This is a genomic window from Pseudoalteromonas sp. UBA6610 (genome assembly GCF_002433295.1).
In the GTDB taxonomy this organism is placed as follows: domain Bacteria; phylum Pseudomonadota; class Gammaproteobacteria; order Enterobacterales; family Alteromonadaceae; genus Pseudoalteromonas; species Pseudoalteromonas atlantica.
This window is the reverse complement of the sequence record NZ_DJHW01000017.1, coordinates 33,209-59,024: the sequence shown is the minus strand read 5'-3', so window position 1 is coordinate 59,024 and position 25,816 is coordinate 33,209. Positions and strand designations below refer to the sequence as shown.

Genomic DNA, 25,816 nt, shown 5'->3' with positions numbered 1-25,816 from the left:
GCGCCCAATGCCTGGGAGCGCGAATTCCCGCAGTCTAAGAGTGAACTATGCTTAAATTTATCGTCAAACTACATCCTGAAATTGCCATTAAAAGCCGTTCGGTACGTAAACGCTTTACTAAAGTGTTAGAAAATAACATTAAAATTGTATTGCGCCGTGTTGACGAAAAAGTACAAGTAAGAAACAACTGGGATAATATTTCTGTTGTAACTAAGCTTGATGATGCACAAACACGCCTAGACTTTATCGATAGCTTGCAGCGCATTCCTGGTATTGTGCAATTTATTGAAGTGACCGAAACTGACTTCACAACGCTTGACGATATCTATAAAAAAACCATAGACCTAGTAGGGCATACCATCGTTGGTAAAACGTTTTGTGTACGCGCAAAGCGTATTGGTCAACACGACTTTACTTCTACGGATTTAGAGCGTTACGTGGGTGGTGGTTTAAACCAGCACGTTGAAGGCGCTCGCGTTAAGTTAAGCCGCCCAGAAGTAACTATTCGCTTAGAAGTAAAGGACGATAAAGCCTACATAGTTACGCAAACTCACCTAGGTATGGCAGGCTTTCCACTGCCAACACAAGAAGACGTGCTTTCATTAATGTCAGGCGGCTTTGACTCAGGTGTAGCAAGTTACCAGATGATCCGTAAAGGCGCTCGCACGCACTTTTTATTCTTTAATTTAGGTGGCGCAGCACACGAAATTGGTGTTAAACAAGCCAGCTACTACTTATGGAAAAAATTTAGCTCTACTCATAAAGTTAAATTTATCACGGTTGATTTTGAACCGGTTGTAGCCGAAATTTTAGAGAACGTTGAAAACAGCCAAATGGGTGTTGTGCTAAAACGCATGATGATGCGTGCTGGCAGCAAAGTAGCCGAAAAATTAAATATTCAAGCCTTGGTAACTGGTGAGAGTATAGGTCAGGTTTCTAGCCAAACCTTAGCTAATTTAAGTGTGATTGACCGCGTAACAGAAACCCTGATTTTGCGCCCACTTATTCAGCACGACAAACAAGAAATTATTAATATTGCCCGTAAAATTGGCACCGCAGAAATGGCCGAAACCATGCCTGAGTACTGTGGCGTAATATCTAAAAAGCCAACGGTTAAAGCTAAACTTGACGTTATTAAAGCCGAAGAAGAAAAGTTCGACTTTGATGTGCTTAATACTGTTGTTGAAAACGCTCGTATTATGGATGTGCGTGATATAGACGTAGAAGCTAAGCAAGAACTTAAAGAAGCTGAGTCGGTAGTTGATTTACCAGCGGGTGCAGTGGTTGTTGATATTCGCTCACCAGAGGAAGAGGATGCAGCGCCGCTTGAGATTGACGGTATAGATGTAGTGCATTTACCGTTTTTCCGCTTAGCGACTAAATTTGGTGATCTGCCAAAAGATAAGGATTACTACCTGTATTGTGAAAGAGGGGTTATGAGCCAGTTACAGGCACTTATTCTTCATGAAGCAGGCTTTACGGGTGTAAAAGTTTACCGCCCGTAAAGGCTAACCGTAATTTAGAGCGTGGTTTATACCACGCTTTTTTTTGCCTTAATTTTAGCAAGTAGAGCATCGTTTAGCGGGGTACTGATATTTAATCGCTTACCTTGTTGGCTAATATAGCCACAAATGGCGTCTATTTCGGTTTGTCGGTTATGCGCTACGTCTTGATGCATTGAAGAGTAGTTTTCAGCGGTTAGCATCATTACGTTGTAAGCGTTGTTAAGCGCATCGGCCAGCTTAATATCAAGCTTTAAAGCATGGGCTATTTGGCATGCCTCAGTTAATAAATTAAAGATAATGCTATTAAAATAAGGGGCACGTAACTGACCATTTTTAATATCATACAGTGCGCTTAATGGGTTAATGGCAATATTTACTAATAGTTTTTCAAAACGTAGCTGCTCAATATTAGTACTGTAGCTTAGCTGCGGCACGTTTTGCAATTGCTCACACATTGCTTGGCGATAGCTGTGCGCGCAAGGGTTGCAGGCACCTAATACGCTTTTACCTTCACCGGTGTGCTGTACTATAAAGTCGTTTGTTTTAAAGCCAGCCATGCTGGTGGTTAAAAAGTACAACGCTTGTTGCTTATCGAGTTGCTCATTGAGTGTTTCAACATTACCCATACCGTTGTGCGATACAATAAGTACACTACTTGGCGATAAAAAGGGTTTAATTTGCGTAAAGGCCGATTGCACCTGAAAAGCCTTTACTGCAAAAATAACAATATCAAACGCGGGCTGTTCATTAATTTGCTTAAGTGTAATGAATCGTGCATTAATTTTTTGCGAAGGCTGTTTTGCTTTGCAATAAAAGCGTGTATTTGCAGTGGCTTTGCGTGTTAACACATGAACAGTGTGAGCTTTAGATAAAAAATGGCTTAGCAATAAACCAATAGCGCCGTCGCCAATAATAAGAATATTAGCCATAAGGGTTCTTTTTTCGAGGAGTAAAAATGGTTCTTAGTAAAAAGTACGTGGCCGCACCGGCAAAATCAGCAACAAAATCACCTAACGAGGCCTGCCTGTAGGGAAGCGCATCTTGCATTATTTCTATTGCTGCACCGTAGCCCGCAAGCAAGAGTACTTGCGTGTACAGCGGTAACTTAAAGGCTTTATCCATAATGATGGCAAGTATAAAAAATATCCCAAAGTGGGCAACTTTATCAACATGTGGAAATAAGTTCGTAACGCCGCCTTTTATTTCTTTGGCAAATAAGAGGGTAAACACCACAATACTAATCAAAAAAACTGCTTGGTAAACACGCCTTGTCACGATAAATCCTAAAACCGCTTAAAAAAGAGGCTGCAGTATATCAAACTAAATTAGTATCGCACCTGAACAACTGGCAGAAAAATGTAAAGATTTATAATTTTAGCGTTATAATCGGCGCATAAATTTAGATTTAATAGTTAGGAGAACCCAATGCCTTCATTTGATATCGTATCAGAAGTAGAAATGAACGAAGCTAAAAATGCAGTAGATAACGCCAACCGTGAGCTAGAAACGCGCTTTGACTTTAGAGGTGTTGACGCATCAATTGAGCTAAACGACAAAACAATTAAACTAAAAGCTGAAGCTGACTCACAAGTTATGCAATTGTTTGATATTTTAGCAGGTAAAATTTCTAAGCGTGGTATGGACGTAGCAAGCTTGGAACTACAAGACATCACTCGTGCTGGTAAAAACGTGTTTCGTAATGTTGCACTTAAGCAAGGCATTGAGAAAGACATGGCTAAAAAAGTAGTTAAAGCCATTAAAGACTCAAAAGTAAAAGTACAAGCTGCTATTCAAGGTGAAGAGGTACGTGTAACGGGTAAAAAGCGTGACGATTTACAAGCCGCTATGCAAGTCGTTCGCACTGCAGATTTAGGTCAGCCTTTCCAGTTTAAAAACTTTCGCGATTAATAAGCTAAGTGTCTTTAGTATTTTAAAGTGAGAATTTAAGTGTGTGGTTATTAAATATATTAGCCACACATTTTACCCCGCCCTAATTACAGCCTTTATTTACCTGCAAGCCTAAACTCCTTTTACCTGTGTAAAATTAGTCCACTGTTATTCCATACTCTTTTAACGTTATTTAAATGCATTATTAAACCTGCTTATCACGCAGTTGTGTATATTAGGCTATTCTTAATATCAATATTACTTAATAGCGACTGTTAAAGGCTTTAAATGCTTAAGTTTCTTGTTTTTATAATTATTATTGCGAGCAGTAAGTTTAGCTTTGCCAAGCCAATAAATGTAGATGTGTTGGTAGAGGACGGTTACTTTCCAATTATTATTAATGCCGAAAAAGAGCAAGGGTTAGCGCCTGAGTTTGTAAAAATACTCAATGACTCTCAAAGCGAATATAAATTTACTCTTAACTCTTTGCCTGTAAAAAGGCTCAAAAAGTGGGTCGAATGGGGGGAATTCGACATGTTATTTTTAATGGCTATGCAATGGGTGCCTGAGGTAGCAAGAAGTGCCTTAAAGGAAACGAGCTTTTATGTTATTGCTAAAAATGAGTTCTATACGCTGGCACAAAACGCCCAAAAGCAAAGCTATTTCGATGACTTACATGCTTTAACAAAAGCGGGGGTATTGGGGTATTCCTATCGTTTTGCTGATTTTATAACCGATGCACAATATTTAAGTGATGAACACCAAGTTAGTTTAACAATCGATGAGTTTAACGTTGTTAAAATGCTGCTATTAAAGCGTGCCGATGTTGGGGTGTTAAATAACATAGCTTATCAATACTTTAAAAAGAACAACATTTTTAATATGAACCTGCTTTATAAGAGTAATATCCCAGATGCTATATACGATACTCATTTTTTAGTTAATCCTGCGCGCAGTAAAATTACGGTAAAACAAATGGATAAGCTTTTAAATTCGTCTGAAATAAAACCTAAAATCACAGCGCTTTTAAGTTCATACGGCGTAAGATCCAGCTTTACTGAAAATAAATAATATAACCTTTAGCTATATAGACGTCCGTTGACATTTGTAAACAAACTGCTCACAATAACCGCCTATTTTCAAGGTGCTTGCTGGTTGCTAAATACAGGGTTTAAAGTATTAAAACTAACAGCGAGATAATCGGGAAGTTGGTGCGCCTTTATGACAAAAGCAATCCCAACACTGCCCCCGCAACGGTAAAGTATTAACGCATTTATGTGTTTACTGAGTCCGGAGACCGGCCTTGAAGTAATCTTACTTACTTAAATCTTTGCGGTGGGCAAAGATAGGGAACATCATGCTAAATAAAACAACTCTTGGCGTTGCTATCTCGGCTGCGCTGTCTTTTTCTGTATCTGCTGCACAAAGCCCAATTGAAAAAATCACTGTTACCGCTAATAAATTTGAACAATCAATAAATAATGTATTAGCGAGCGTTAATGTAATTGAACGCGCCGAAATAGATGCAAGCAATGTACGCGATTTACCGACCTTACTAAGCACACAGGTGGGTTTTCAAATTAATCCTAATGGTGGTTTTGGCCAAACGTCGGGCGTATCTTTACGTGGTACAGGTTCTGGCGATACGTTAATTTTAATTGATGGTGTACGCACGGGCTCAGCCACGCTAGGACAAAAAGCATTAAGTAACGTGCCGCTAAATAGTATTGAGCGAATCGAGATCATAAAAGGCTCGCGTGCAGCTGTGTATGGCTCAGATGCATTAGCTGGGGTTATTAATATAATAACGCGTGAAGCGAGCAATGTATCACTTGATGCCACATTTGGCTCTAACGCTTATCAAAACTATCAGCTTGCAGGTTCAGTAAAATCAGATGAAGTGGTTAGCGCATTTAATGCAGGCTTTGAAAAAACCGATGGTTTTGATGCATTACAAGGTATAGCGCCCGATGACGACAGCTATGAAAATAAAAACGTAGGCTTTAAAGTAAACTATGCAGATGCACATTACGGTAACTTTAAGCTACTAGGCCAGTACAGCGAAGGCTACGCGGACTACGATAGCAGCTTTAGCCCGGCTACGAGCACGGTTGAAAGAGGGGACTTTAAAAACTATCAACTGTCGGCGCAGTGGAGCAAAAACTACACTAACCAATCTCATGCTATAGATGTTGCTTTTGCAACCGATGATTCTGACAGCACATATGTGGACTTTTTTACCGGCGGGCCATTAACCAGTACATTTATTACTAAGCGCTCGCAAGTAGATTACAGCGGCCAATACCGCTTAACAAATGCGCTTAATATTAGCGGCGGCGTTAATTGGTATAACGATGATGTATCGCACAGCTCGCAAGCATTTGATGAGGATAGCCGCGATGTATTAGCAGTGTTTGTTGGGGCTTATTACGACACCGACACTGTGCTTGCCAATTTAACTCTTCGCCAAGACGACGATGAACAGTTTGGTGATGAAACAACCTATACTGCGGCGGCTGGTTATCATTTATCTGAAAATTCAACATTTAGAATTAGTCAAAGCACAGGTTTTAAAGCGCCAACATTTAACGATTTATACTACCCAAATTTTGGTAATCCGGATCTCCAACCTGAAAAGTCAATAAACCGCGAGCTTGGTGTAAATGTTAATTTTGACAGTGCACAAGTCGATTTTGCAATTTTTAGAAACGATATCGAAGATAAAATTGATTACGATGAAAACTTTGCGTTAGCTAATATAAACGAAGCTCGCTATGAAGGGGTTGAGTTTAGCCTTACACAGCAAATTTTAGGTTTTGATAGCCACTTTAATTTTGCATATTTAAGTGCCGAAAACAAAGAAACCGGCGATGAGCTAAGCAATGTTGCCAAGCGCACTGTTAATTGGGAGCTCGCAAAGCAATTTGGTGATTTTGATGCTCGCATTGATATGCAATACCGCAGTGATCGCGAGGGGGCAGTAACGCGCCTAGGATCGTATACACTTTGGAACCTAGCGGGTAACTATCATGTAAACGATAATATTGAGCTGTCGCTGCGTGTAGAGAACCTATTTGACAGAGATTACAATGTGGTTGACTCAAGAGCTGACTTTATAAGCGGTGAAGTATATTACTACAACACCCCAGAGCGCCGCTTTTTTGTAGGTGCAAGCTATCAGTTTTAATAGCGTTTTTTAATATACAAAAGCCCGATTTATATCGGGCTTTTTAATGTGTATTTATACCAATTCGCATTAATACTTAATCATTTTCAGGGGCTAAATGTGTCGCTATCTGCGTTAAAAAATTCTCATTTAGAACAACTAAATAGCGGATTTTTTGCCTTGCTATCAACACGTTTATCCATCCTCAAAATAGATCACTTAATTATGCGGATTGGTATTAGAATTATTTTAACAACGCAAATTAGCTAGTCAGCTAAAAACTCTTTAAATACAGTTTCAAACTTGTGTAACTTAGGCGCAATTAAAATACTACAGTAACCCTGCTGTGGGTTTTCGTTGTAGTAATCTTGATGATAATGCTCTGCTGGGTAATATGTGGTCGCAGGGCTAACCTCTGTCACTATTGGCTCGCTAATATGGTTTTGTAACTGGGCTATCATCTCATTGGTTTGACTTAATTGCGCATCGTTGTGGTAATAAACAACACTTCTATACTGTGTGCCAATATCGTTACCTTGGCGATTTAATTGCGTGGCATCGTGTAACGTAAAAAACATGCTAAGCAGTGTTTCAAAACTCACTACAGCGCTGTCAAATTCCAGTTGCACAACCTCAGCATGGCCTGTTGTACCAGAGCAGACTGATTTATACGTGGGGTTGTCGGTATGGCCGCCGGTGTAACCTGAGCTTACGTTTAGTACACCTTTTACTCGTCTGAATGCAGCGTCTATACACCAAAAACAGCCTCCACCAAATGTTGCTAGTTGTGTTGATGTGCTCATAAGTTGTCCTAATTATGTATGTTACAGTATTAAGGCGAGCATAAATTGAATACGCCGTAACAGCAAGTTACGGCGCAGTGTAAGCTCAGTTAAATTTCTTCGCTGTCTTTGAGCGGGTGAGAGTCGGCTTGCTTATTTAATTTTTGCTGTAAAAATTCTGGCGACTGTGTGTTGCGGGCTAGGGCATAATACGCTGCAGGCACAACATAAAGTGTTAGCAATGTTGATACAATAACCCCTGTAAATACCACCACACCAATTACCATGCGGCTCTCTGCGCCTGGGCCTGATGCCAATACTAAAGGCACTGCGCTCATTACCGTAGTCAGAGAGGTCATTATTATTGGGCGCAGGCGCTGAGTGGCCGCTTGCAAAATAGCCTCGCTAAATTCTACGCCTTTATCGCGCAGTTGGTTGGTAAATTCGACTATTAAAATACCATTTTTAGCGCTTAAACCTATCAGCATTACAATACCAATTTGGCTATAAATATTAAGCGTTAAGCCGGTTACCCATAGGCCAAACATGGCGCCCATTAGGCCAAGTGGTACTGTTAGCATAATGACAAACGGGTGCATAAAGCTTTCAAATTGGGCAGCTAAAACTAAAAAGGTTACAGTTAGGGCAAGCACAAATACATAGGTCATGGCCGATGCGCCTTCGTAATATAATTGTGATTCACCTTTATAATCTACAGCGCCGTCAATGTCGTTTTCCTCAGCGGCTACTTTGTTTAAAAAGTTAAGTGCTTGTTCAAGTGTATAACCGTCCGCAAGATTAGCGCTTAGTGTAATGGCGCGCATTCGGTTATAACGGTTTAAGCGCGATGCTGTGGCCTCTTCTTTTAAGCTTATAAGGCTATCTAGTGGGACCAGTTCACCACTGCGTGATTTAAGGTAAATATTTGAAATGTCAGTAGGGTTTGTAAAGTCTTGTTTAGTGCCTTTTAAAATTACATCGTATTCTTCACCACGGTCAATAAAGGTGGTAACACGGCGCTGCCCTAGCATGGTTTCTAGCGTGGTGCCTACATCTGATACTGACACACCTAAATCGGCGGCTTTGTTTTTATCTATGCTGACTAAAAATTGTGGAAAGGTTTCTTTATAGTCGTGATCGATTCTTACCAAGCCTGGATTTTTTTCTGCGCGCTCTATAATGCGGTCGCGCCAATCAGCAAGTTGCTCGTAATCGTTACCTTGTAGTACAAACTCAATGGGGCGAGAGGAGCCGCCACCGCCAATACCACGGCGCATAATAGCAAAGGCACGTACATCTGTTACTTCGGTCATTTTGGCGCTTATTTCGTCCATAACTTCCCAGGTAGAGCGCTTGCGCTTATCCCAATCGGCCATACCAACGATAGCAACACCGCCACTGCCGCCCCAGCCCGGTACGCGCACTAAAACACGGCTTAATTCGCCAGCTTCTGAGTAAGGAAGCAGGCGCTCTTCTATTTTGGCCATGTTGGCAGCGTTATTTTCATAACTTGCGCCTTCAGGGCCGCTCATCATAATAAAAAAGGTACCGCGGTCTTCTTTTGGCGTAAGCTCAGAGGGCACTTGTAAAAACAACGAGTAGCTAACAAAACCAGCAAGTACTAGGCTTATCATTAAGCCCCATTTTTTGGTCATATTTGAGGTAAGCGATTGGCGGTAACTGTTTTCAACTTTGCTAAAAACACGGTCCATCCATTGGCTAAATTTACTTTCTTTTTCTGACGCTTTTAAAACTTTAGAGCACAGCGCAGGCGAGAGCGTAAGGGCAGTAATACTAGAGAAAAACACCGCGGCACTTACAGCCATTGCAAACTCTGTAAACAAAGCGCCAATTCGCCCATCCATAAATACTAAAGGCACAAACACCGAAATAAGCACAAGCGTTGTCGCAATAATTGCAAAGCCTACTTCGCGGGCGCCTCTAAAGGCCGCTAATAAAGGTGGTTCGCCAAGCTCAATACGACGGTGAATATTTTCAAGCATTACAATGGCGTCATCTACGACCAAACCAATCGCTAATACCAGCGCAAGTAAGGTTAATAAGTTGATTGAATAACCCATGGCAAGTAAAAACATAAAGCTGCCAACAAGTGCTACAGGCACAGTAACGGCGGGGATAAGCGTAGCGCGAATATTACCTAAAAAGATAAATATTATTAACACCACTAACCCCATAGAAATGGCAAGCGTGCTATATACTTCGTTGATTGACTCTTTAATAAAAATAGACGAATCGTAGCTGTCTTGAATAGTGGTGCCCTCTGGCAAATTACGTTTTATTTTTTCAAGTTCACTGCGGGCGTTGTCTACCACTGTTAAGGTGTTTGCTTTAGCTTGCTTTACTATGCCAAGGCCAATCATGTTACGGCCGTTACCACGGAACAGGCTTTCATCGTCGGCGGCTTCTAAATGTACATCGGCAACTTCACCTAAACGCACAAGGTAGCCGTCTTCACCGCGTTTAATAACTAAGTTTTGAAAATCACGTTGGTCTTTATAGCTACGCGCTGTACGTACGGTAAAATCGCGGTCGATAGATTCAATTTCACCTGCTGGTAGCTCTACGTTTTCACTGCGTAGGGTGTTTTCGATATCACTTGAAGTGATCCCACGAGCAGCCATGGCTTGGCGGTTTAGCCAAATTTTCATGGCGTATTGGCGCTCACCACCAATACGTACATTTGAAACGCCATCTACAACGGCTAATCGGTCGACAATAAAGCGCTGTGCATAATCGCTCAATTGCAGCGAGTTCATGGTTTCGCTGTTAAGTACAAACCAAGCAATAGGGCTCTCGTCGCTGTTTGACTTAGATACCTCTGGTGGGCGCACTTGTTCTGGTAGGTTATCTAGTGCGCGGGCAACTCGCTCTCGTACATCGTTTGAGGCTGCGTCAATATCACGGCTTATATCAAACTCAATAACGATATTAGAGCGCCCATTTCTGCTTGAAGAATTAATACTTTTAATGCCTTCAATGCCCGATATCCGGTTTTCTAATATTTGCGTTATTTTTGTCTCGACTATTTCTGCCGAAGCACCAGTGTAGTCAGTACTAATACTAACAATAGGGGTTTCAATATCTGGGTATTCTCTAAGTGGTAGCATCGAAAAAGCCACCAAGCCAAATGTTAGCAGTAGTAAGTTAATTACTATGGCAAAAACAGGGCGTTTAACACTCGTATCTGTAATTTTCACCGATTAACCCTCAACACTTACTTTACTACCAGGGCGAATTTTAATAATGCCTTCGGTAATCACTTGCTCGCCATCGCTAAGGCCTTCATCAATCGCTACCCAGCCGTTATTTCTGCCAGCAACATGCACTTCTACCTTGTTGGCAATACCCTCTTTTACTTGGTATACAAAATGTTTATCTTGCAGTGGGATCACGGCTTTTTCTGGCACCATAAGCGCCTGATTACTACTAAGCTCCAAAGCGGTGTTTAAAAGCATCCCTGGGCGTAATAACCCGGATTTATTAGCAAAGCTTGCGGTTACTTCTACACTGCGAGTAATCGAGTCGATACGAGAACTAATATGGGTCACTTTGCCGGTAAAAGTGCGCCCTGGGTAGGCATCGTTTTGAGTATGTACTTTCATGCCTAGGTTAAGTTGAGATAAATATTTTTCAGGGACTTTAAAGTCAACTTTTATAATACTAATATCATCAAGCGTTGTAATAATTGTATCGCTACTTACATAAGCACCAACCGACACTTCTCGTTTGCCTAATAAGCCAGAAAACGGTGCGGTAATTAGCATTTCATCAAGTTTGGTTTTAGCGCTTTCTAGTTGAGCTTGCGTGGCATCTACGCGAGAAAGCTGCTCTTCTAATAATGATTTAGCGGTAGATTGCGTACGAGAAAGCTCAGTAAGGCGGCTTAACTGACGTTTTTCTTCTTTTAAGTTAATGCCTAACTCTTTTACAGCGTATTGTTCTTGCTGATTTTGCAGCTGCACAAGGCGTTGGCCTTTACTTACTAAGTCGCCATCTTCAAAATATATGTGTGTAACATAATCGCTTTGTGCGCTTTTTATATAAATTGCTTGGTTTGCGCGTGCACTGCCTATGGCTTCAATCATAACGATGTTTTCTTGAGACGATACCGTATGAGCCATTACCTGTGTGGGTGTATCACTTGAATTAGATTGTTCACCATGGCTAGATGGCAAATATAAGTACACACTTAAAATAACAAGAAGCGTAATTAAAAATGGAAAAAGAGCTTTACCTGACTGTTTTGAATACATCGTTTTCATACCTGAAAATAAATTGTAAGTATTGTACGAAATAAGACCGTGAAAAGGCGGTTATGTGTCTCATAAATTTGTGCGTTAGGCGTAAAAATTTATGAGACTAATTACTTGTTCCCATTTAACACTAAAATTATGATAAAACGATGAAGCAACCACCGCAGTGTAAAACCTGTTTAACAATGAGAAAAATAATACTTTGGGGTATTGTTATGTTTTTATTTTATATGGCTTTTTACCAATATGGGTAAGCCAAGTTCAATAATAAAATACAGGGCGCAAGGGGCGCGCAATGGCATTGAAGTACTTACTGTAGGCAGCGTAGGTTTAGTATTTATTATGCTGTTTAATTTACTGCGCCCGGGTGAAATTAGCTTAATAGAAATTTTTTTAGTAAGCATGTGCATAGCTGCTATTTTTATTGGTTTTTTAAAAACACAGGAACCTTATTACAGTTTAGTGCTTAGTGAGTCCTTACTTGTGTATCAGCATAAGTATGGCCAGTGGCAGTTACATGTTAGTAACTTACACCACAGCGGTATTCCTAAGGTGGCTGACGGCCTTGAATACCTTGAATTAAACGCAGTAGGTTTAAAACTCAATGATATGGACGAATTTTTAAGCGCTATACACCCACGCATTGCCGGAAAACTACTGATAGAGCAGCGTAATTTATTTATGCAAGCTGTTCAAAAACATTGCAAAAATGGCAATTGCCCATCAGAATGGTTAATAGAAGAGACACAATACACCTCACCTAAAGGATTTAGCTATACTGGACTTATAGCTATGTTTGCTAACAGAGCCAAGCACCTTGAGTTGTTAACGGGATATAATTTACTGTTACCCGCAAGTGTATTAGAGACAGACATTTGGTCGTTCAGTGCCGATTTAAATAAATGGAAACGCGCACCTGAACGGTTTATAGCATCGCAAGTTGGACACTAAATGCGATAGTAGGAAAAATAATGAGCCAAGAAAGATCTTTTATAAAGAGTGGTCGCAATACCATCATCCATAAAGATAAAAAGCTTGATCTAGTCATTGTAAATGCAGAGCAGCACCCACGTATAAAGGTAACTCAAAATGGTTTGGAGCCATTTAAAGAGGACCTACCTAAAAACCGGCGTGATGCCAAAGAGCGTTACCTTGAAATTGTTAATGTAAGTAGCGCTGATATTTTTGGTGAAGAAAAACAGCTGTTGTTTATTCAGGCGCTTGATGGGCGTGAATACAAAGTAGATTACTCAAAAATAGGCACTAAGCTGTTTGTGCGTATTCATCAAGATACGTATATGTAATACCAATCCACAATAATACTTAATCATTTTGTGAGGCTAAACGTGTTAAAAAGTTCTCATTTAGAACAACTGACTAGCGAATTTTTCGCCTAGCTACCAACACGTTTTCCAGCCTCAAAATGGAGCACTTAATTAAGCGAATTGGTATAACTCTAAATGGCACCTTTATTGCTAGTGATTACACTATAGTAATTATTTGACATTATAGGTGCGTTTTATGAAAGCGTTTGCTTTTACTCCCCTTATATCTTGTTTTTTATTGGCTGCCTGTGGCGGTGGAGGTGGCGGTAGTGATGACTCTGCTGTTGAAACCTCGGTTAATGCCGGAACCGATCTTCAGGTTGTAGAAAAAACAGAGTTTACAATCACCGCACAAGGCTCACCAGCCGATGGTACCTTTACTTGGCAGCGCGTTAGCGGCCCATCTGTGGACGGCTTCCCGCTTGAAGGTGCAGAGCAAACAATTACTGCGCCCGATGTTAAAGCCGACAGTGAACTTGTTCTATCTGTAAGCTATCAAACAGATAACGGCAGCTTAGTTAGTGACAACGTGAGCATATTTATTACCTCAAGTAATCAATTACCGCTTGCTGTTGTTAGTCAAACAGCCCCAGAAACACTGCCTTCAACCTATAACGACACCGTAACGTTAAGTGCTGAAGAGTCGAGCGACCCTGATGAAAATGGCCAAATTAATAGCTATCAGTGGCAATTAATTTCAGGCCCTGATTTAGATGTAACCGACTTTGACAACTCTACGGTAAGTTTTAGCCACCCGCTGCTTGAATCAAATACAAATTTAATATGGCAATTAAGCGTTACCGACGACGAGGGCGGCGAGGCAAGTACTGAATACAGTATGACATTAAATAAAACAGACGAGCTGGTTGTGGCCAATGCCGGAGATGACCAAAACGTTGAAGAATTTGAGGAAGTGACCTTAGATGCAAGTGAAAGTGACACCCTAACAGATACGTTTTCGTGTAGCTGGCAACAATTAACAGGCAATGCCGAAACGCTGGCAAATACTAGCCAATGTACCACGACATTTTTTGCCTCCGACGTTGATTTAGATACCACATTGAGCTTTGAAGTCACTGTTACTGATTCTAAAGGGCGCACTGACACCGATACCGTATTTATTGACGTATCACCAAAAGCATTAGGGTTAATTAACGACAGTGGCCTAGGCGAGTGTTATAACAATACCCAGCGTATCAATTGCCAAAGTAGTGACTTTCCGGGTCAAGATGCAGAGCTTGGCCGAGACAGCTTTGCCAACCAACTCGATAAAGCAGGCCAAGGTAACCTTGCGTTTGACTACACTAAGCTAAATCAGTTTGCTGATGAAGTAGCGGATGATAGTGACGACTTTACTTGTATACGCGACAACGTAACGGGGCTTGTGTGGGAAGTGAAAAGTGTAGAGTCAGGTACATTACCTAATACCACCTTACGCGATGGCCAAAATCATTACTTTTGGGATTTAGGCACGACAACCTTTACCGATACCAGTACCGCTAATACCACCTGTCCAGATGATACAAGCTGTGGTGTGCAAACCTATATAAATGAAGTGAACGACTTAGATTTTTGCGGCGGTACCAATTGGCGCTTACCAACTTACACTGAGCTGTTGAGCTTAATAGATTATGGCAAGCAGGGCGAAAACGTATTAATTGATGAAGCGTTTTTTCCAAATATGCCAGAAGCAGGCGCTATAGATGATGTGAATTTACCGTACTGGACATCACAAACTGCAGCCGATGGTACCAGCTTATCGCAAGCGTACATTATCGATATGAGCAACGGGAATGACTTAGCCTACCCGAAAGAAAAATACGCGTATGTACGTTTAGTCAGAAGCCGATAGGAGAAAATCATGAAAACATGCTTACTATTTTCAATGGCTGTATTTAGCGCAAGCTTTCAACTAGCCGCAGCGCAAACGTGTTACGACGGGGCGGATACAACAACACCAACCACTCGCTTCACCCTTAATGAGGATGGCACAGTGTTAGATACAGAAACAGGCCTAATGTGGCAACGTTGTAGCTACGGACAAGTTTACGATAGCGACACTGAAACATGTACAGGCTCTTCTCCGTCACTTAATTGGCAAGAAGCACTCAGAGGTGCAGAAAACGACACCACTGCCGATTACGACGATTGGCAGGTTCCTAATATTAAAGAGCTTGCCAGTATTTTAGAGCACAGCTGCACCGAGCCAAGTATTAACGAAGAGGTGTTTTTAGGCACTAAATTGCAAAACTACTGGAGTAATACCTCAGGGGTAAGCACGATGAGCTCAGCATGGGTTTACCAGTTTGATAGCGGGCTTAATAGCTTACATGCTAAAACCAGTGACGTGTATTTACGTTTAGTGCGTTACGAAAACTAAGTAAAATAAAATAGCCAAGCACTTAACTTTAATACAAAAGCGCCGCTAAATTTAGCGGCGCTTTTTTGTTTTACATAAATTTACGTTATTTCAATAATAAAGCGCATACAACGTTGTTACTTTGTCGTTTTTTTTGCCATTATAGGCCGAGTTTTAATGACGAAGGAACATTGCGGTGTATTTAAGCTACTTTGGCTTGAGCGAAAAGCCATTTTCGATCTCGCCCAACCCCCATTATTTATTTTTAAGCGAACGCCACAAAGAGGCACTTGCCCATTTAACCTATGGTTTAGGCGAAGATGGCGGGTTTGTATTGCTAACCGGCGAAGTGGGAACAGGCAAAACCACCATTACCCGCAGTATGTTAGAGCAACTGCCAGAGAACACTCAAGTTGCAATGATCCATAATCCGGCGCTGTCGGAGCTTGAGCTTTTGGCCAGTATTTGTGATGAGCTAAACATTACTTACGATGCCCAAAATGCCACCCTTAAAAGTTTAACCGACATTATTAAGCAGCACCTAGAGGCTAATAACAAAGCGGGCGGGCACACAATTTTAATTATTGATGAAGCGCAGCTCCTTGCCCCCGATGTGCTTGAGCAATTACGACTATTAACCAACATAGAAACTGATCATAAAAAACTGTTACAAATAGTCTTAGTGGGTCAACCAGAGCTTCAGGCATTATTAAAACGTACTGAGCTTAGGCAGTTAGCGCAGCGAATTACAGCACGGTATCACTTATTACCGCTCACCCAAGGGCAAACAGTTGCGTATATAAAGCATCGTTTACATATTGCCGGGTGTGATAAAGGCGTGTTTTCGCTCGATGCTATGCAAGCTGTACATCAGTTAACTGGCGGCATTCCACGCTTAATGAATTTAGTCTGTGAGCGCGCGTTAGTCGGGGCTTTTTCTAAGCAGCAGCTTATTGTTGATAGTGATATTATAAAACAATCAGCCCAAGAATCACTGCCTATGGATTTTGTGGCTGCGCAGAATAATGCGCCTAAATCCACTGGCCGTGTTTATTATTACTTAGCATTTGCTGCTTTGTTTGCAGTAGGTGTTGGCATGTCGTTTATTATATAGTTAGGTAATTTATGTCTTATTTATTAGATGCATTAAAGCAATCTCAACAAGCAGATATGAGCGCCGAGCAATATGATTTGCAGTCAGCGCAGTTAAAACAGCAGCAAGCACTTACGCGCTATAAAAAAATGGTGTGGCTACTTGGTGGCGCAATTGCAGCATTTATTGCCATAGCGGGTGGCTTTACAGCGGGTAAGTGGTTTCAAAGCAGCGCACTATTAAAAACAAGCCAGCCGGTTGACGTTGTTAGCACTGATAGCAAAAAACAAAAACAAGCAGTAACAGATGAGCCAACTACAGCGCAAAATAAAGCCGAAAAGCCTGTAACATCACCGTCTTCAGAGGCTGAAAAAAATAGTAATAAAGCAACGATTGAAGGGCAGTTGGTGTATGTACAAACACCTACCGGGGTACAAAAAATGTTGCTTACCCCACAAGGGCAGTATATCCCTATTAATGATAATCCGGCGCAGCAGCAACCAGGTTACAATGTGCAAACCCCTATAAATGCTAACGGGTATAATCAAAATGCGTTTAATCAGCAAACTTACAATGCACAGCTACCTAATACGCAAAGCTATAATCCACTTGCTTATAATGCACACGGCCAAAACACGCAATTTATGCAGCCGCAAGCACAAAATACAAGCTCAGCAGGTTTAGATATGAGCAAGTACAAAGTGCTTGGAAAACCACTGAATGGTGAAAATACCCCAAGCACGCAAGCGCCGCAAAGTAGTCCGGAGCTTGATGCTGTACCGAGTAAATTAAAAGATGCCTTTGCACAAGCGATAAAAGACTCGGAGCAAGAACAAGATTACGAAGTAACCCAGGCCTCACGCAGTTCATCTCGAGTTAAACCGGTTGAGCTATTACCAGATGGCTTACAAGCCATGCTGCCAAGCATTAAATACCAAGCACATATATACTCTTCAAGTGCAGATAAACGCTGGATAAAGCTTAATGGCAGAGAGCTACACGAAGGGGAGAGCATTGGGGCACTAACAGTGCGCGAAATTACCCCAGAGCAGAGTGTACTTGATTTTGATGGTTATGAATTCAGTATTAAAGCTTTGCAGGATTGGCCGCAATAAAGCGCAGCTAATAAAGTAAAGCCGCAAAACTGCGGCTTTACTTTTTAACTCAAGGTAAAATAGCGTTTTTGTAAAAGCGCTCTAAATCAATGTTGTAGTCGGTCGGCTTAACAGTTGATTCGAGCTTGTCAGCTGTTTTTTTATTTGCCAAGTTTATATCTTGCATTTCCGTGTAGCGACCGTGTTTAGCACTATAAAATGTTTTAACCACCGGCTTTAAAGGTGTTTCAGGGTTACTCTGTGTAACCAAGCCTACTTTTTGGCTAGATAAGCGCACTAAGGTGCCTACTGGGTGAATGCCAATACATTGGATAAATTTAGTAAGTAGCTCACCATCAAAGCTATCAGGGCAACCGTCTTTTAAAATTTTAAACGCTTTTATAGGCTCCATACCTGCTTTATATACCCGCTCTGCCGTAAGTGCATCATATACATCTACAATTGACGCCATACGTACGTATTGGCTTATCTCATCGCCTTTTTTGGCAAACGGGTAGCCTTTCCCATCTAAGCGCTCATGGTGTAGGCCGGCAATATCTACAGCAATCCCCGTTAATCCTGCTTCTTCCAAAATTTGCTTAGAATACAGAGCATGGTTTTGCATAATTTTAAATTCGTCTTCACTAAAGCGGCCCGGTTTATTGAGCACTTTGTCAGGAATTTTAATTTTTCCTATGTCATGCAACAAAGCACCCGTAGTGAGCTCTACAATAATGTCGCGCTCTATGCCTAAGTGCTTTGCAAAAATACCCATTAAAATAGAAACGTTGATAGAGTGCTCTAATAAGTAAGCATCTTTTTGACGCATTTGCGTTAAGCAGGCTAGGGCATCTTGGTTTCTAAAAATAGAGTCCATAAAGCCACTGGCAAGCTCTTTAAAAGGCGCTATGTCTATATCTCTACCCGCTTTTATGTCGCCAAAGGCCTTTTGTTGAAGTGTTTTAGCTTCGTCGTAGAGCTTTTTAGCTTTGCCCATTTCTTGTTCGCTACTATGAACTTTAAGCCAAGGGTCGCGTTTTTTAATCTCTGCCTTAGGCGCAGGGGCTTGGGTGTCGGGCTCGGGTGTAGTTAATGTTTTATCTGGATCTATCTCTATTTCTAAAATGCCCGCTTTTTTGAGCTTATCGATACTCGCCTGAGTCTTAACCCAGCCTTGGTTTTTAATTTTAATGCGCCCAGTTTGTTTTGTAACACTTTGAACAAACATGCCAGGCTGTAATTGCGAAATAGAGATAACTTTCAATTTTTTTACTTCTGTAATGGGTCTTTGTTTAAATTAGCATCATTATACGTTGCAGGGTAAAAAAAAAGGCACTTTTAAGTGCCTTTTTTTACATTTTTAGTTAATTAGTACTAGATGGGCTATTCGTCATCTTCTACTAGGGTCATCAGTGAAGTATTACCACCAGATGCGGTAGTATCTATACTGATCGTTTTTTCAGTAATTAAGCGCTTAATCAACGTATCGTAATACTCTGAAGTAATTACTGGCAAAATAGCGCCTTTACGCTGTGCAAGTTGTTGGCTGAAGTAACCTAAACGAGACGAACGTGCAGCAACCACCGCACCCGCTAAGTGAGGGTGAGCCAAAATAGCTTGTAGTTGATTAGGTTTTGCAACCTGGAACACTCCCTCAGCAACGCCTGTGGCAATAAACTTATCTTTAAAGGCTACCGCTTCATCGTAAAATAGCTCTGATGCTACCGTAATTACTGTATTACCTGCAGCAAGTGCTGTGATGATTGAAAGCGCCCAAAAGTTAAATGACGTGCTTTTATCTGCATAACATACTACGCAACCACGTGCTTCAAGGTGCAAGGTGTTTGATTCACCAGTAGGCCCAGGCAAAGTAGTAAACTTACGCATGTGTTTTTCTAATCGGTTAAGTTGTGCACGCGCTTCTGAAAGCGTTAATGCCAAATCGTCCGCTAGGTCATCAATAATTTCGACCGTTGCTACTTTAGCAAGCAACTGACGAACAGCCGATACACGGTCATTTAACGGTGTTGCACGCCAAATTTTCTCATCGCGCATTGAGTTAGCCATTAGCTTTTCAACTTGCTCGTTTGCACCGCTGTAATGGTGTAAATCAAGCTCATCTGGCGTTAGGTTAGTCATTTGCACGTTATCAGGTGATGCTTTCTCTTTTACTAAGCGCTGCAGGTAGTTAGGGCCACCGGCTTTAGGGCCAGTACCAGATAAACCACGGCCACCAAACGGTTGCACACCGACAATGGCACCAATCATGTTGCGGTTTACATATACGTTACCCGCACGCGACATTTTAGCTAGGTACTCACAACGCTCTTCAATACGTGAGTGAACACCCATTGTTAAGCCATAACCTGTGTTGTTTATTTGGTCAATCACGTTGTCGATATCATTCGCTTTAAAGCGAACAATGTGCACACATGGACCAAATACTTCACGTTTAAGTACTGATAAATCTTCGATTTCGTATAAACGAGGGGCAAAAAAGTAGGCGCCATTTTCGGTGTTATCAGGGATCTTACACTCGTAATGAAGTGTTGCATTACCTTTTAAGTATTCAACATGATCATTTAGCGTTTTAAGGGCTTTTTCATCAATTACTGGGCCTACATCGGTAGAAAGTAATGACGGGTCGCCAATATGCAGCTCGGCGAGTGCGCCTTTAAGCATTTCTATAATGCCATCGGCTACATCTTCTTGTATAAATAATACACGCAGTGCTGAACAGCGCTGGCCTGCACTTTGGAAACCTGAGCTTATTACATCATCAACAACTTGCTCTGGCAGCGCTGTTGAATCGACAATCATACAGTTTTGGCCACCGGTTTCTGCAATTAACGGTACTTGAATATCGTTACGCGCAGCCAGTGTTTGTGAAATAAGTGTGCCTGTTTCTGTAGAACCGGTAAACATAACAGCCTGAATGCGCTCATCAGGTACAATTGTTTTACCTACCTCAGAACCACGGGCAATCACCGGCTGTACTACATGCTCTGGTAAGCCAACCGAAAGCATTAACTCAATAGCGCGAAGTGCGATTAAGCTTGTTTGCTCTGCAGGTTTTGCAATAACAGTATTACCAGTCACAATGGCAGCGGCCACCTGACCTAAGAAAATAGCAAGCGGGAAGTTCCACGGGCTAATACATAAAATTACACCGCGTGCTTCAAAGCGCTCATCGCTTGCAAGTTCTTCTGCGCGTGCCGCGTAGTAACGACAAAAATCAACGGCTTCACGTACTTCGTCAATACCATCTTGCGCAATTTTACCGGCTTCTTTAATACATATAGCTACGAGTTCGTCGTGGTGACGCTCTAAAATATCAGCCACGCGGCGTAATAAATTAGCACGCTCTTTTACAGATGTTTGTGACCATGACTCAAATGCCGCTTCTGCATTGGCCAAAATGTCTTTCATCTCATCGCCAGATTGCAGTTTAACGTGGCCGATGATTTCGTTGTGATTAGCTGGGTTTTTAACCGCTAATGCGCCTTCAGGTACTTGGCTTTGATCAATTAAGTGCTCGTTAAACCAGCTTTCAAGGTTTTCTTTGAATGGCGTAATTACATTAATATCGGTTAAGTCCATGCCTTTAGAGTTAGCACGTTCGTCGCCGTATAAGTCGATTGGCATTTTAATTTGCGTATTGTACTTATTACGTAAACCTTGCAGTGTTTCTACTGGATCAGGTAATAGCGACTCAACTGGTTTAGTGGTATCTACAATGGCGTTTACAAACGATGAGTTAGCGCCATTTTCAAGTAAACGACGTACTAAGTAGGCAAGTAGGTCTTCGTGCTGGCCAACGGGTGCATAAACACGGCATTGAATTTTTTCTTCATTTACGATTTGGTCAAATAAAGATTCGCCCATACCGTGTAAACGCTGGAATTCAAATCCGGTGTTATCGCCTTTAGCAACTTCTAAAATAGTGGCTGCCGTGTAAGCGTTGTGTGTTGCAAATTGCGGGTACAGTACATCGCGTGCTTCTAGCATTCTAATAGCACAGGCTTTGTAAGATACATCGGTAGTTGCTTTACGCGTAAATACTGGGTAGTGCTCTAAACCATCTTGTTGCGTGGTTTTAATTTCTGTATCCCAGTAGGCACCTTTTACAAGGCGAACCATCATTTTACGGCCTACACGAGTAGCAAGTTCAGTTACCCATTCAATAACAAAAATAGCGCGCTTTTGGTATGCTTGTACGGCTAAACCAAAACCTTGCCAGTTACCTAAATCTTCATCGCTAAATACCGCTTCTATAACATCTAACGAAATATCTAAGCGGTCAGCTTCTTCTGCATCAACTGTAAAGCCAATGTCGTATTTTTTAGCAGCAAGCGCGAGCTCTTTTAGTTTAGGCACAATTTCGGCCATTACGCGGTCTTTATGCGTGAACTCATAACGTGGATGAATAGCAGAAAGTTTAACTGAAATACCAGGGCTTTTAACTGGGCCACGGCCATTTGCCGCTTTACCAATTGCATGGATTGCGTTCATGTAGCTGTCGAAGTAACGCTTGGCATCTTTCATTGTGCGCGCGCCTTCGCCTAGCATGTCGTATGAGTATACGTAGCCTTTTTGCTCTTTTTCAGCAGCGCGTTCAATGGCTTCGTCAATGGTGCGACCCATAACGAACTGCTTACCCATAATTTTCATGGCAAAGTTTACAGATTTGCGAATCACAGGCTCGCCTAAACGACCTATGGTCTTTTTAAGCATGCCAAATTGCTGTTCTTTGGTTTTATCTGTGTAGTTAACCATTTTACCGGTTACTAATAATCCCCACGAAGAAGCATTAACGAATAAAGAATCGCTGCTTCCTAAATGAGAACTCCAATCACCTTTAGCAAGCTTGTCACGAATTAACGTATCTTGCGTGGCTTTGTCTGGTACGCGAAGTAGGGCTTCGGCCAAACACATTAACACTACACCTTCCTCACTAGAGAGTGAGAATTCATTTAAAAGTGCGTCTACACCGCTTTGACCGTCTTGATCTTTTCGAATGTTTAAAACAATCTGGCGAGCTCTTTCCCATGCACGGCTTCGTGCTTTAACACCCACTTCTGCAAGTGGTAAAATATGATCAATAACAGCATTTTCATCAATGCGGTAAAAATCACGAATTTTCTGTCTTGTAGGACAGGTTGTTGTCAAATCGCCATTGAATAACATAAGCAACCCTTAGGAATGTTAATATGTAAATAGTAGAACAAAATTTATGTGCTTGGGCTGTTGAGCTAAAGCAACTTTGCTACCAATAAATTACCAGTGATGTAATGCGTGCATTCTAATTAAATTTCAGCAGAATATGCTGGTTAAATTTCACGATTTACGATAATTTACAGGGCATATTTTCAACTTATCCGTATAAAATTCTGTATGACAAGTCCAAATAGATTACGCCTGCTTGATCGTATCGATTTAGCAATATTAGACGTTCTTCAAAAGAACGGCAGAATTTCTAATGTTAACCTAGCAAAACAGGTTAATTTAAGTCCTAGTCCATGCCTTGACCGTGTAAAACGTTTAGAGCAAGAAGGCTATATAGAAGGGTACTTTGCAAAGCTTAGCGAACAAAAGCTGAATCAGAGCTTAGTAGCGCATGTGCAAGTATCGCTGGTGACATCTAACACGGCTGTTTTTAAAGTATTTAAAGAGCATATACTTAAAATTGAGCAAGTTGTAGAGTGCGATATGGTAGCGGGAGGGTACGACTACCTGCTAAAAATTAGGGTCTCGGATATGGATGAGTATCGACAGGTGCTAGGAGATTTGGTCGATATTCCGGGAGTAGGTACTCACCATACTTACATGGTAATAGAAAAAATTAAGCAGGATCCTGGTTTACGTTTGGATGTTTAAAAACCAAATGCTTATTGCAATACATTACACACACATTAAAAAAGCACCTAAGGGTGCTTTTTTAATGATTAGCCAGCGGCTTTAAACTTAGTTAATTAAAGTTTAGGTTAATTAAGCCCACCCTTCGTAGCGCTTACGGCGCGAAAGTACAACGGTAAGTATAATACCTAAAAACAAACCTATAAAAGCAATAGCGCCACCATAAGTAAGTAGTTGGCGTTTTTCTTTTGCAGTGGCTGCTTGTTTTTGAGCGCGTTCTTGCTCAAGCGTTGTTTGCAGCTCAGTAATTTGTTGATTAAGCAATTTGTTTTGATTAGTTAAGCTTTGATTATGTTCTTGTAACTGAGGTAGCTCAATTTGTGCTTGGCGTAGTTTGTTTTGCACTGTGCTCATTTCGCTACTGAGTGTTTGATACTGCTGATGAAGCCCTGGCGTTTGCGATATAAATTTAGACTCAACCCAACCTTCACGGTCTTTATCGTCTTTTATTTTTATAAAGCCGTTTTCTTCTTTTGATAGCACGGTTAATTTAGTACCCGCATCTACAGAGCCAAGTAAGCGGTAGTTTTTACCTGCGCCAGAGCGCATAAAGGTATATAGATTATCGATTATATAAGCTGAATTTGCATCTGATGAATTGGCTGTTTGAGCTTCTTGTGCTTGGCTTATAAACGAGGTGGCTGTTAAAAGTAGCCCTAGTAAACAGTGTTTTAGCATTTATCTACCTTGTTAGTCTATCCGTGTCCGTTGTGGTTGTGATTGAGATTTTCACATAAGTAGTGAGATAGTATGGATTAAACGCGTTAATAGCAAGGTTGATATTGTAACCCAGTGCGGGCATTGCTCAGCCAAAAAGGTTAAAAAATTTGCAAAATGAGGTGGCTTTGTTTATTTTGAGCACTTATTTATTTTAAAGGTAATCCTCAACCCTAATGGATACTGAGATAGAACTGAAGTTTTTGGTATCAGATGCCGTTGTTCCACTGATCCCCTCGCTAATCACACAATTTGCTAAAACGGTTATTAATAAACCTTCACGTAGTTTGCAAAATGCCTATTACGATACCCCAAGTAGAGAGCTTAGAGCCCTTGATATAGGTTTTAGAACCCGCTGTGCCGACAGTAAATGCGAACAAACAATAAAGCTTGCTGGCGAAGTTGTGGGTGGGCTACACCAACGTCCTGAATACAACTTACCCATTGAATCAAGCCGTCCTGATTTATTAGCATTTAATAATGCTATTTGGCCTCATGGTATGCAAGTGAATGCTATTAGCAATAATTTATATCCTATTTTTAGCACTAACTTTATTCGTCGTACTTGGTTAATAGAAACCCCAAATGGCGCAAAAATTGAAGTCGTGCTAGATAAAGGCGAAATAGCAGCATCGGGTAAGGTTGATATTATTAGCGAGCTAGAAATAGAGCTTGTTGAGGGCAACAGAGACGAGCTATTTGCTTTGGCAGATAAACTTGTTAGCCAAAACTGTATTCGTTTAGGGCTTTATTCAAAAGCAGCTAGAGGCTACCGACTAGCCGATGAAACACCGCTTAAACCAAGTAAGTCTATTGGGTTTGTAAAATTAAAAAAACAAGCAACTCAAGAGCAAGCACTAATAGAGGCCATGAACTTTGGTATTCGTTTTGTGCAAAAGCATGAGCAGTGTTACTTTGACAAGCCAAGTTTAAAAACGCTCAAACGTGTGACTGATGGCATTAGTTTAATTAGGCATAATTTTTGGTTGTTTGACGATATTGTAAGTAAAGACAGTACTGAGCAATTAAGAACAGAGTTAAAGTGGCTGTTAAGTGAATTAGCTTGGGTTGAAAATGCAATTCAGCTAAAAACTTATACATCTAAACGCCATGCATTTTATAAAAAAATAAATGCAGCGCCTGCATTAGCGCAAGTTATTAACGATTTAAAAGAGCTACAGCCAAGCATTGATGATATTAATGCTTTGTTTCAAAGCGCGCGATACAATCGTTTATTGCTGTCGTTGACTACTTGGTTGGTAGATAAACAATGGCGTAAGTTTTGGGGGCAAACTCAGCTACAAGCGGCAGAGCAGCCAGTAGCTAAAATTGCAAAACGTTTATTTAATAAAGATTGGCAAAATTTAGATAAGCTACTTCCTAAAGAGCAAACGCTTACAGCACAAGATTATTTAAGCTTACGCACCCAATTAGAAAACAGCTTATTAAGCGGTAATTGCTTAGGGTCATTGTTTGACAAAGAAGAGCGCTTAGAATTTAGACTACCGTGGCTGGATATTTCTCATGGTATGTACGAGCTCAGCACGCTGGAATATTTAAAGCAGCTTTGCGGTGGGCAAGAAGACGAGCAATTGGCTAAAATTCAACAGTGGCTAGATCAAAAGTCAGATTACTTAGTCAGTGCAATGGAGCAAAGCCGTTTAGCGTCTTTTGATATAGAGCCGTACTGGCAGTAAT

At 41.1% G+C, this 25,816-nt stretch carries 20 protein-coding genes and 1 riboswitch; of the genes, 12 read left to right on the top strand and 8 right to left on the bottom strand.

Annotated elements, in window-relative coordinates; translation table 11 throughout:
* Positions 1-47 precede the first annotated feature (47 nt).
* The gene (gene thiI / locus B4F91_RS01970; protein WP_096042132.1) at positions 48-1,505 is read left to right on the top strand and encodes a tRNA uracil 4-sulfurtransferase ThiI; all 1,458 of its coding nucleotides are present in this window, start codon (positions 48-50) and stop codon (positions 1,503-1,505) included.
* A 26-nt stretch (positions 1,506-1,531) separates the two neighbouring features.
* On the opposite strand, the gene B4F91_RS01965 is transcribed toward thiI, so the two are convergent.
* Together B4F91_RS01965 and B4F91_RS01960 are read right to left on the bottom strand one after the other, a co-directional pair.
* Positions 1,532-2,434: a ketopantoate reductase family protein gene (locus B4F91_RS01965; RefSeq protein ID WP_138578340.1), complete on the bottom strand. Its 903-nt coding sequence runs from the start codon at positions 2,432-2,434 to the stop codon at positions 1,532-1,534.
* Positions 2,427-2,780: a VanZ family protein gene (locus B4F91_RS01960; RefSeq protein WP_004588519.1), complete on the bottom strand. Its 354-nt coding sequence runs from the start codon at positions 2,778-2,780 to the stop codon at positions 2,427-2,429. Before B4F91_RS01960 ends, B4F91_RS01965 begins: the two co-directional genes overlap by 8 nt.
* Before the next feature lie 150 nt (positions 2,781-2,930).
* Between B4F91_RS01960 and B4F91_RS01955 the strand changes: the two genes are divergently transcribed.
* The 3 genes from B4F91_RS01955 to B4F91_RS01945 all read left to right on the top strand — a co-directional run bounded on the left by B4F91_RS01955 (position 2,931) and on the right by B4F91_RS01945 (position 6,579).
* Complete coding sequence (locus B4F91_RS01955) at positions 2,931-3,413, top strand: YajQ family cyclic di-GMP-binding protein (protein ID WP_004588518.1); 483 nt, start codon at positions 2,931-2,933, stop codon at positions 3,411-3,413.
* A gap of 267 nt (positions 3,414-3,680) precedes the next feature.
* Positions 3,681-4,463 (top strand): ABC transporter substrate-binding protein, encoded by a 783-nt coding sequence (locus B4F91_RS01950; RefSeq protein ID WP_286938983.1) that lies wholly within the window; start codon positions 3,681-3,683, stop codon positions 4,461-4,463.
* 67 nt (positions 4,464-4,530) lie between these two features.
* A riboswitch (cobalamin riboswitch) is annotated at positions 4,531-4,700 on the top strand.
* Between the two features lie 49 nt (positions 4,701-4,749).
* Positions 4,750-6,579 carry a TonB-dependent receptor domain-containing protein gene (locus B4F91_RS01945; protein ID WP_286938981.1) on the top strand — a complete coding sequence of 610 codons (1,830 nt, stop codon included), beginning with the start codon at positions 4,750-4,752 and terminating at the stop codon, positions 6,577-6,579.
* 245 nt (positions 6,580-6,824) lie between these two features.
* Here B4F91_RS01945 and msrA read toward each other — a convergent pair whose 3' ends face one another.
* From msrA to B4F91_RS01930, 3 genes are all read right to left on the bottom strand, one after another.
* A complete protein-coding gene (gene msrA / locus B4F91_RS01940; protein ID WP_055252937.1) occupies positions 6,825-7,361 on the bottom strand; it encodes a peptide-methionine (S)-S-oxide reductase MsrA in 537 nt (178 codons plus the stop codon).
* Between the two features lie 89 nt (positions 7,362-7,450).
* Complete coding sequence (locus B4F91_RS01935; protein ID WP_286938980.1) at positions 7,451-10,558, bottom strand: efflux RND transporter permease subunit; 3,108 nt, start codon at positions 10,556-10,558, stop codon at positions 7,451-7,453.
* A gap of 3 nt (positions 10,559-10,561) precedes the next feature.
* Positions 10,562-11,614, bottom strand: a complete 1,053-nt coding sequence (locus tag B4F91_RS01930; RefSeq protein WP_004587178.1) for an efflux RND transporter periplasmic adaptor subunit — start codon at positions 11,612-11,614, stop codon at positions 10,562-10,564.
* Positions 11,615-11,860: 246 nt separating this feature from the next.
* On the opposite strand from B4F91_RS01930, the gene B4F91_RS01925 reads away from it, so the two are divergent.
* The 6 genes from B4F91_RS01925 to B4F91_RS01900 all read left to right on the top strand — a co-directional run bounded on the left by B4F91_RS01925 (position 11,861) and on the right by B4F91_RS01900 (position 17,506).
* A complete protein-coding gene (locus B4F91_RS01925; protein WP_029773870.1) occupies positions 11,861-12,565 on the top strand; it encodes a DUF2982 domain-containing protein in 705 nt (234 codons plus the stop codon).
* 20 nt (positions 12,566-12,585) lie between these two features.
* Positions 12,586-12,918, top strand: a complete 333-nt coding sequence (locus B4F91_RS01920) for a hypothetical protein (RefSeq protein WP_024034321.1) — start codon at positions 12,586-12,588, stop codon at positions 12,916-12,918.
* Between the two features lie 217 nt (positions 12,919-13,135).
* Positions 13,136-14,791 (top strand): DUF1566 domain-containing protein, encoded by a 1,656-nt coding sequence (locus B4F91_RS01915; protein ID WP_286938977.1) that lies wholly within the window; start codon positions 13,136-13,138, stop codon positions 14,789-14,791.
* A gap of 9 nt (positions 14,792-14,800) precedes the next feature.
* Positions 14,801-15,319, top strand: coding sequence for a DUF1566 domain-containing protein (locus B4F91_RS01910; protein WP_273589274.1), 519 nt, complete (start codon positions 14,801-14,803; stop codon positions 15,317-15,319).
* Between the two features lie 175 nt (positions 15,320-15,494).
* Positions 15,495-16,412 carry an ExeA family protein gene (locus tag B4F91_RS01905; RefSeq protein ID WP_024034318.1) on the top strand — a complete coding sequence of 306 codons (918 nt, stop codon included), beginning with the start codon at positions 15,495-15,497 and terminating at the stop codon, positions 16,410-16,412.
* A gap of 11 nt (positions 16,413-16,423) precedes the next feature.
* Positions 16,424-17,506, top strand: a complete 1,083-nt coding sequence (locus B4F91_RS01900) for a general secretion pathway protein GspB (RefSeq protein ID WP_248462633.1) — start codon at positions 16,424-16,426, stop codon at positions 17,504-17,506.
* Between the two features lie 49 nt (positions 17,507-17,555).
* On the opposite strand, the gene B4F91_RS01895 is transcribed toward B4F91_RS01900, so the two are convergent.
* Together B4F91_RS01895 and putA are read right to left on the bottom strand one after the other, a co-directional pair.
* Positions 17,556-18,749, bottom strand: coding sequence for an HD-GYP domain-containing protein (locus B4F91_RS01895; protein ID WP_286938975.1), 1,194 nt, complete (start codon positions 18,747-18,749; stop codon positions 17,556-17,558).
* Between the two features lie 119 nt (positions 18,750-18,868).
* Positions 18,869-22,672 carry a bifunctional proline dehydrogenase/L-glutamate gamma-semialdehyde dehydrogenase PutA gene (gene putA / locus B4F91_RS01890; RefSeq protein WP_024034315.1) on the bottom strand — a complete coding sequence of 1,268 codons (3,804 nt, stop codon included), beginning with the start codon at positions 22,670-22,672 and terminating at the stop codon, positions 18,869-18,871.
* Positions 22,673-22,879: 207 nt separating this feature from the next.
* Between putA and B4F91_RS01885 the strand changes: the two genes are divergently transcribed.
* Positions 22,880-23,362: a winged helix-turn-helix transcriptional regulator gene (locus B4F91_RS01885; RefSeq protein ID WP_004587169.1), complete on the top strand. Its 483-nt coding sequence runs from the start codon at positions 22,880-22,882 to the stop codon at positions 23,360-23,362.
* A 111-nt stretch (positions 23,363-23,473) separates the two neighbouring features.
* Here the strand turns inward: B4F91_RS01885 and B4F91_RS01880 are convergent, their stop codons facing one another.
* Positions 23,474-24,079: a TIGR04211 family SH3 domain-containing protein gene (locus tag B4F91_RS01880; RefSeq protein WP_054983196.1), complete on the bottom strand. Its 606-nt coding sequence runs from the start codon at positions 24,077-24,079 to the stop codon at positions 23,474-23,476.
* A 215-nt stretch (positions 24,080-24,294) separates the two neighbouring features.
* Between B4F91_RS01880 and B4F91_RS01875 the strand changes: the two genes are divergently transcribed.
* Positions 24,295-25,815 carry a CYTH and CHAD domain-containing protein gene (locus tag B4F91_RS01875; protein WP_004587167.1) on the top strand — a complete coding sequence of 507 codons (1,521 nt, stop codon included), beginning with the start codon at positions 24,295-24,297 and terminating at the stop codon, positions 25,813-25,815.
* Position 25,816: the final 1 nt, after the last annotated feature.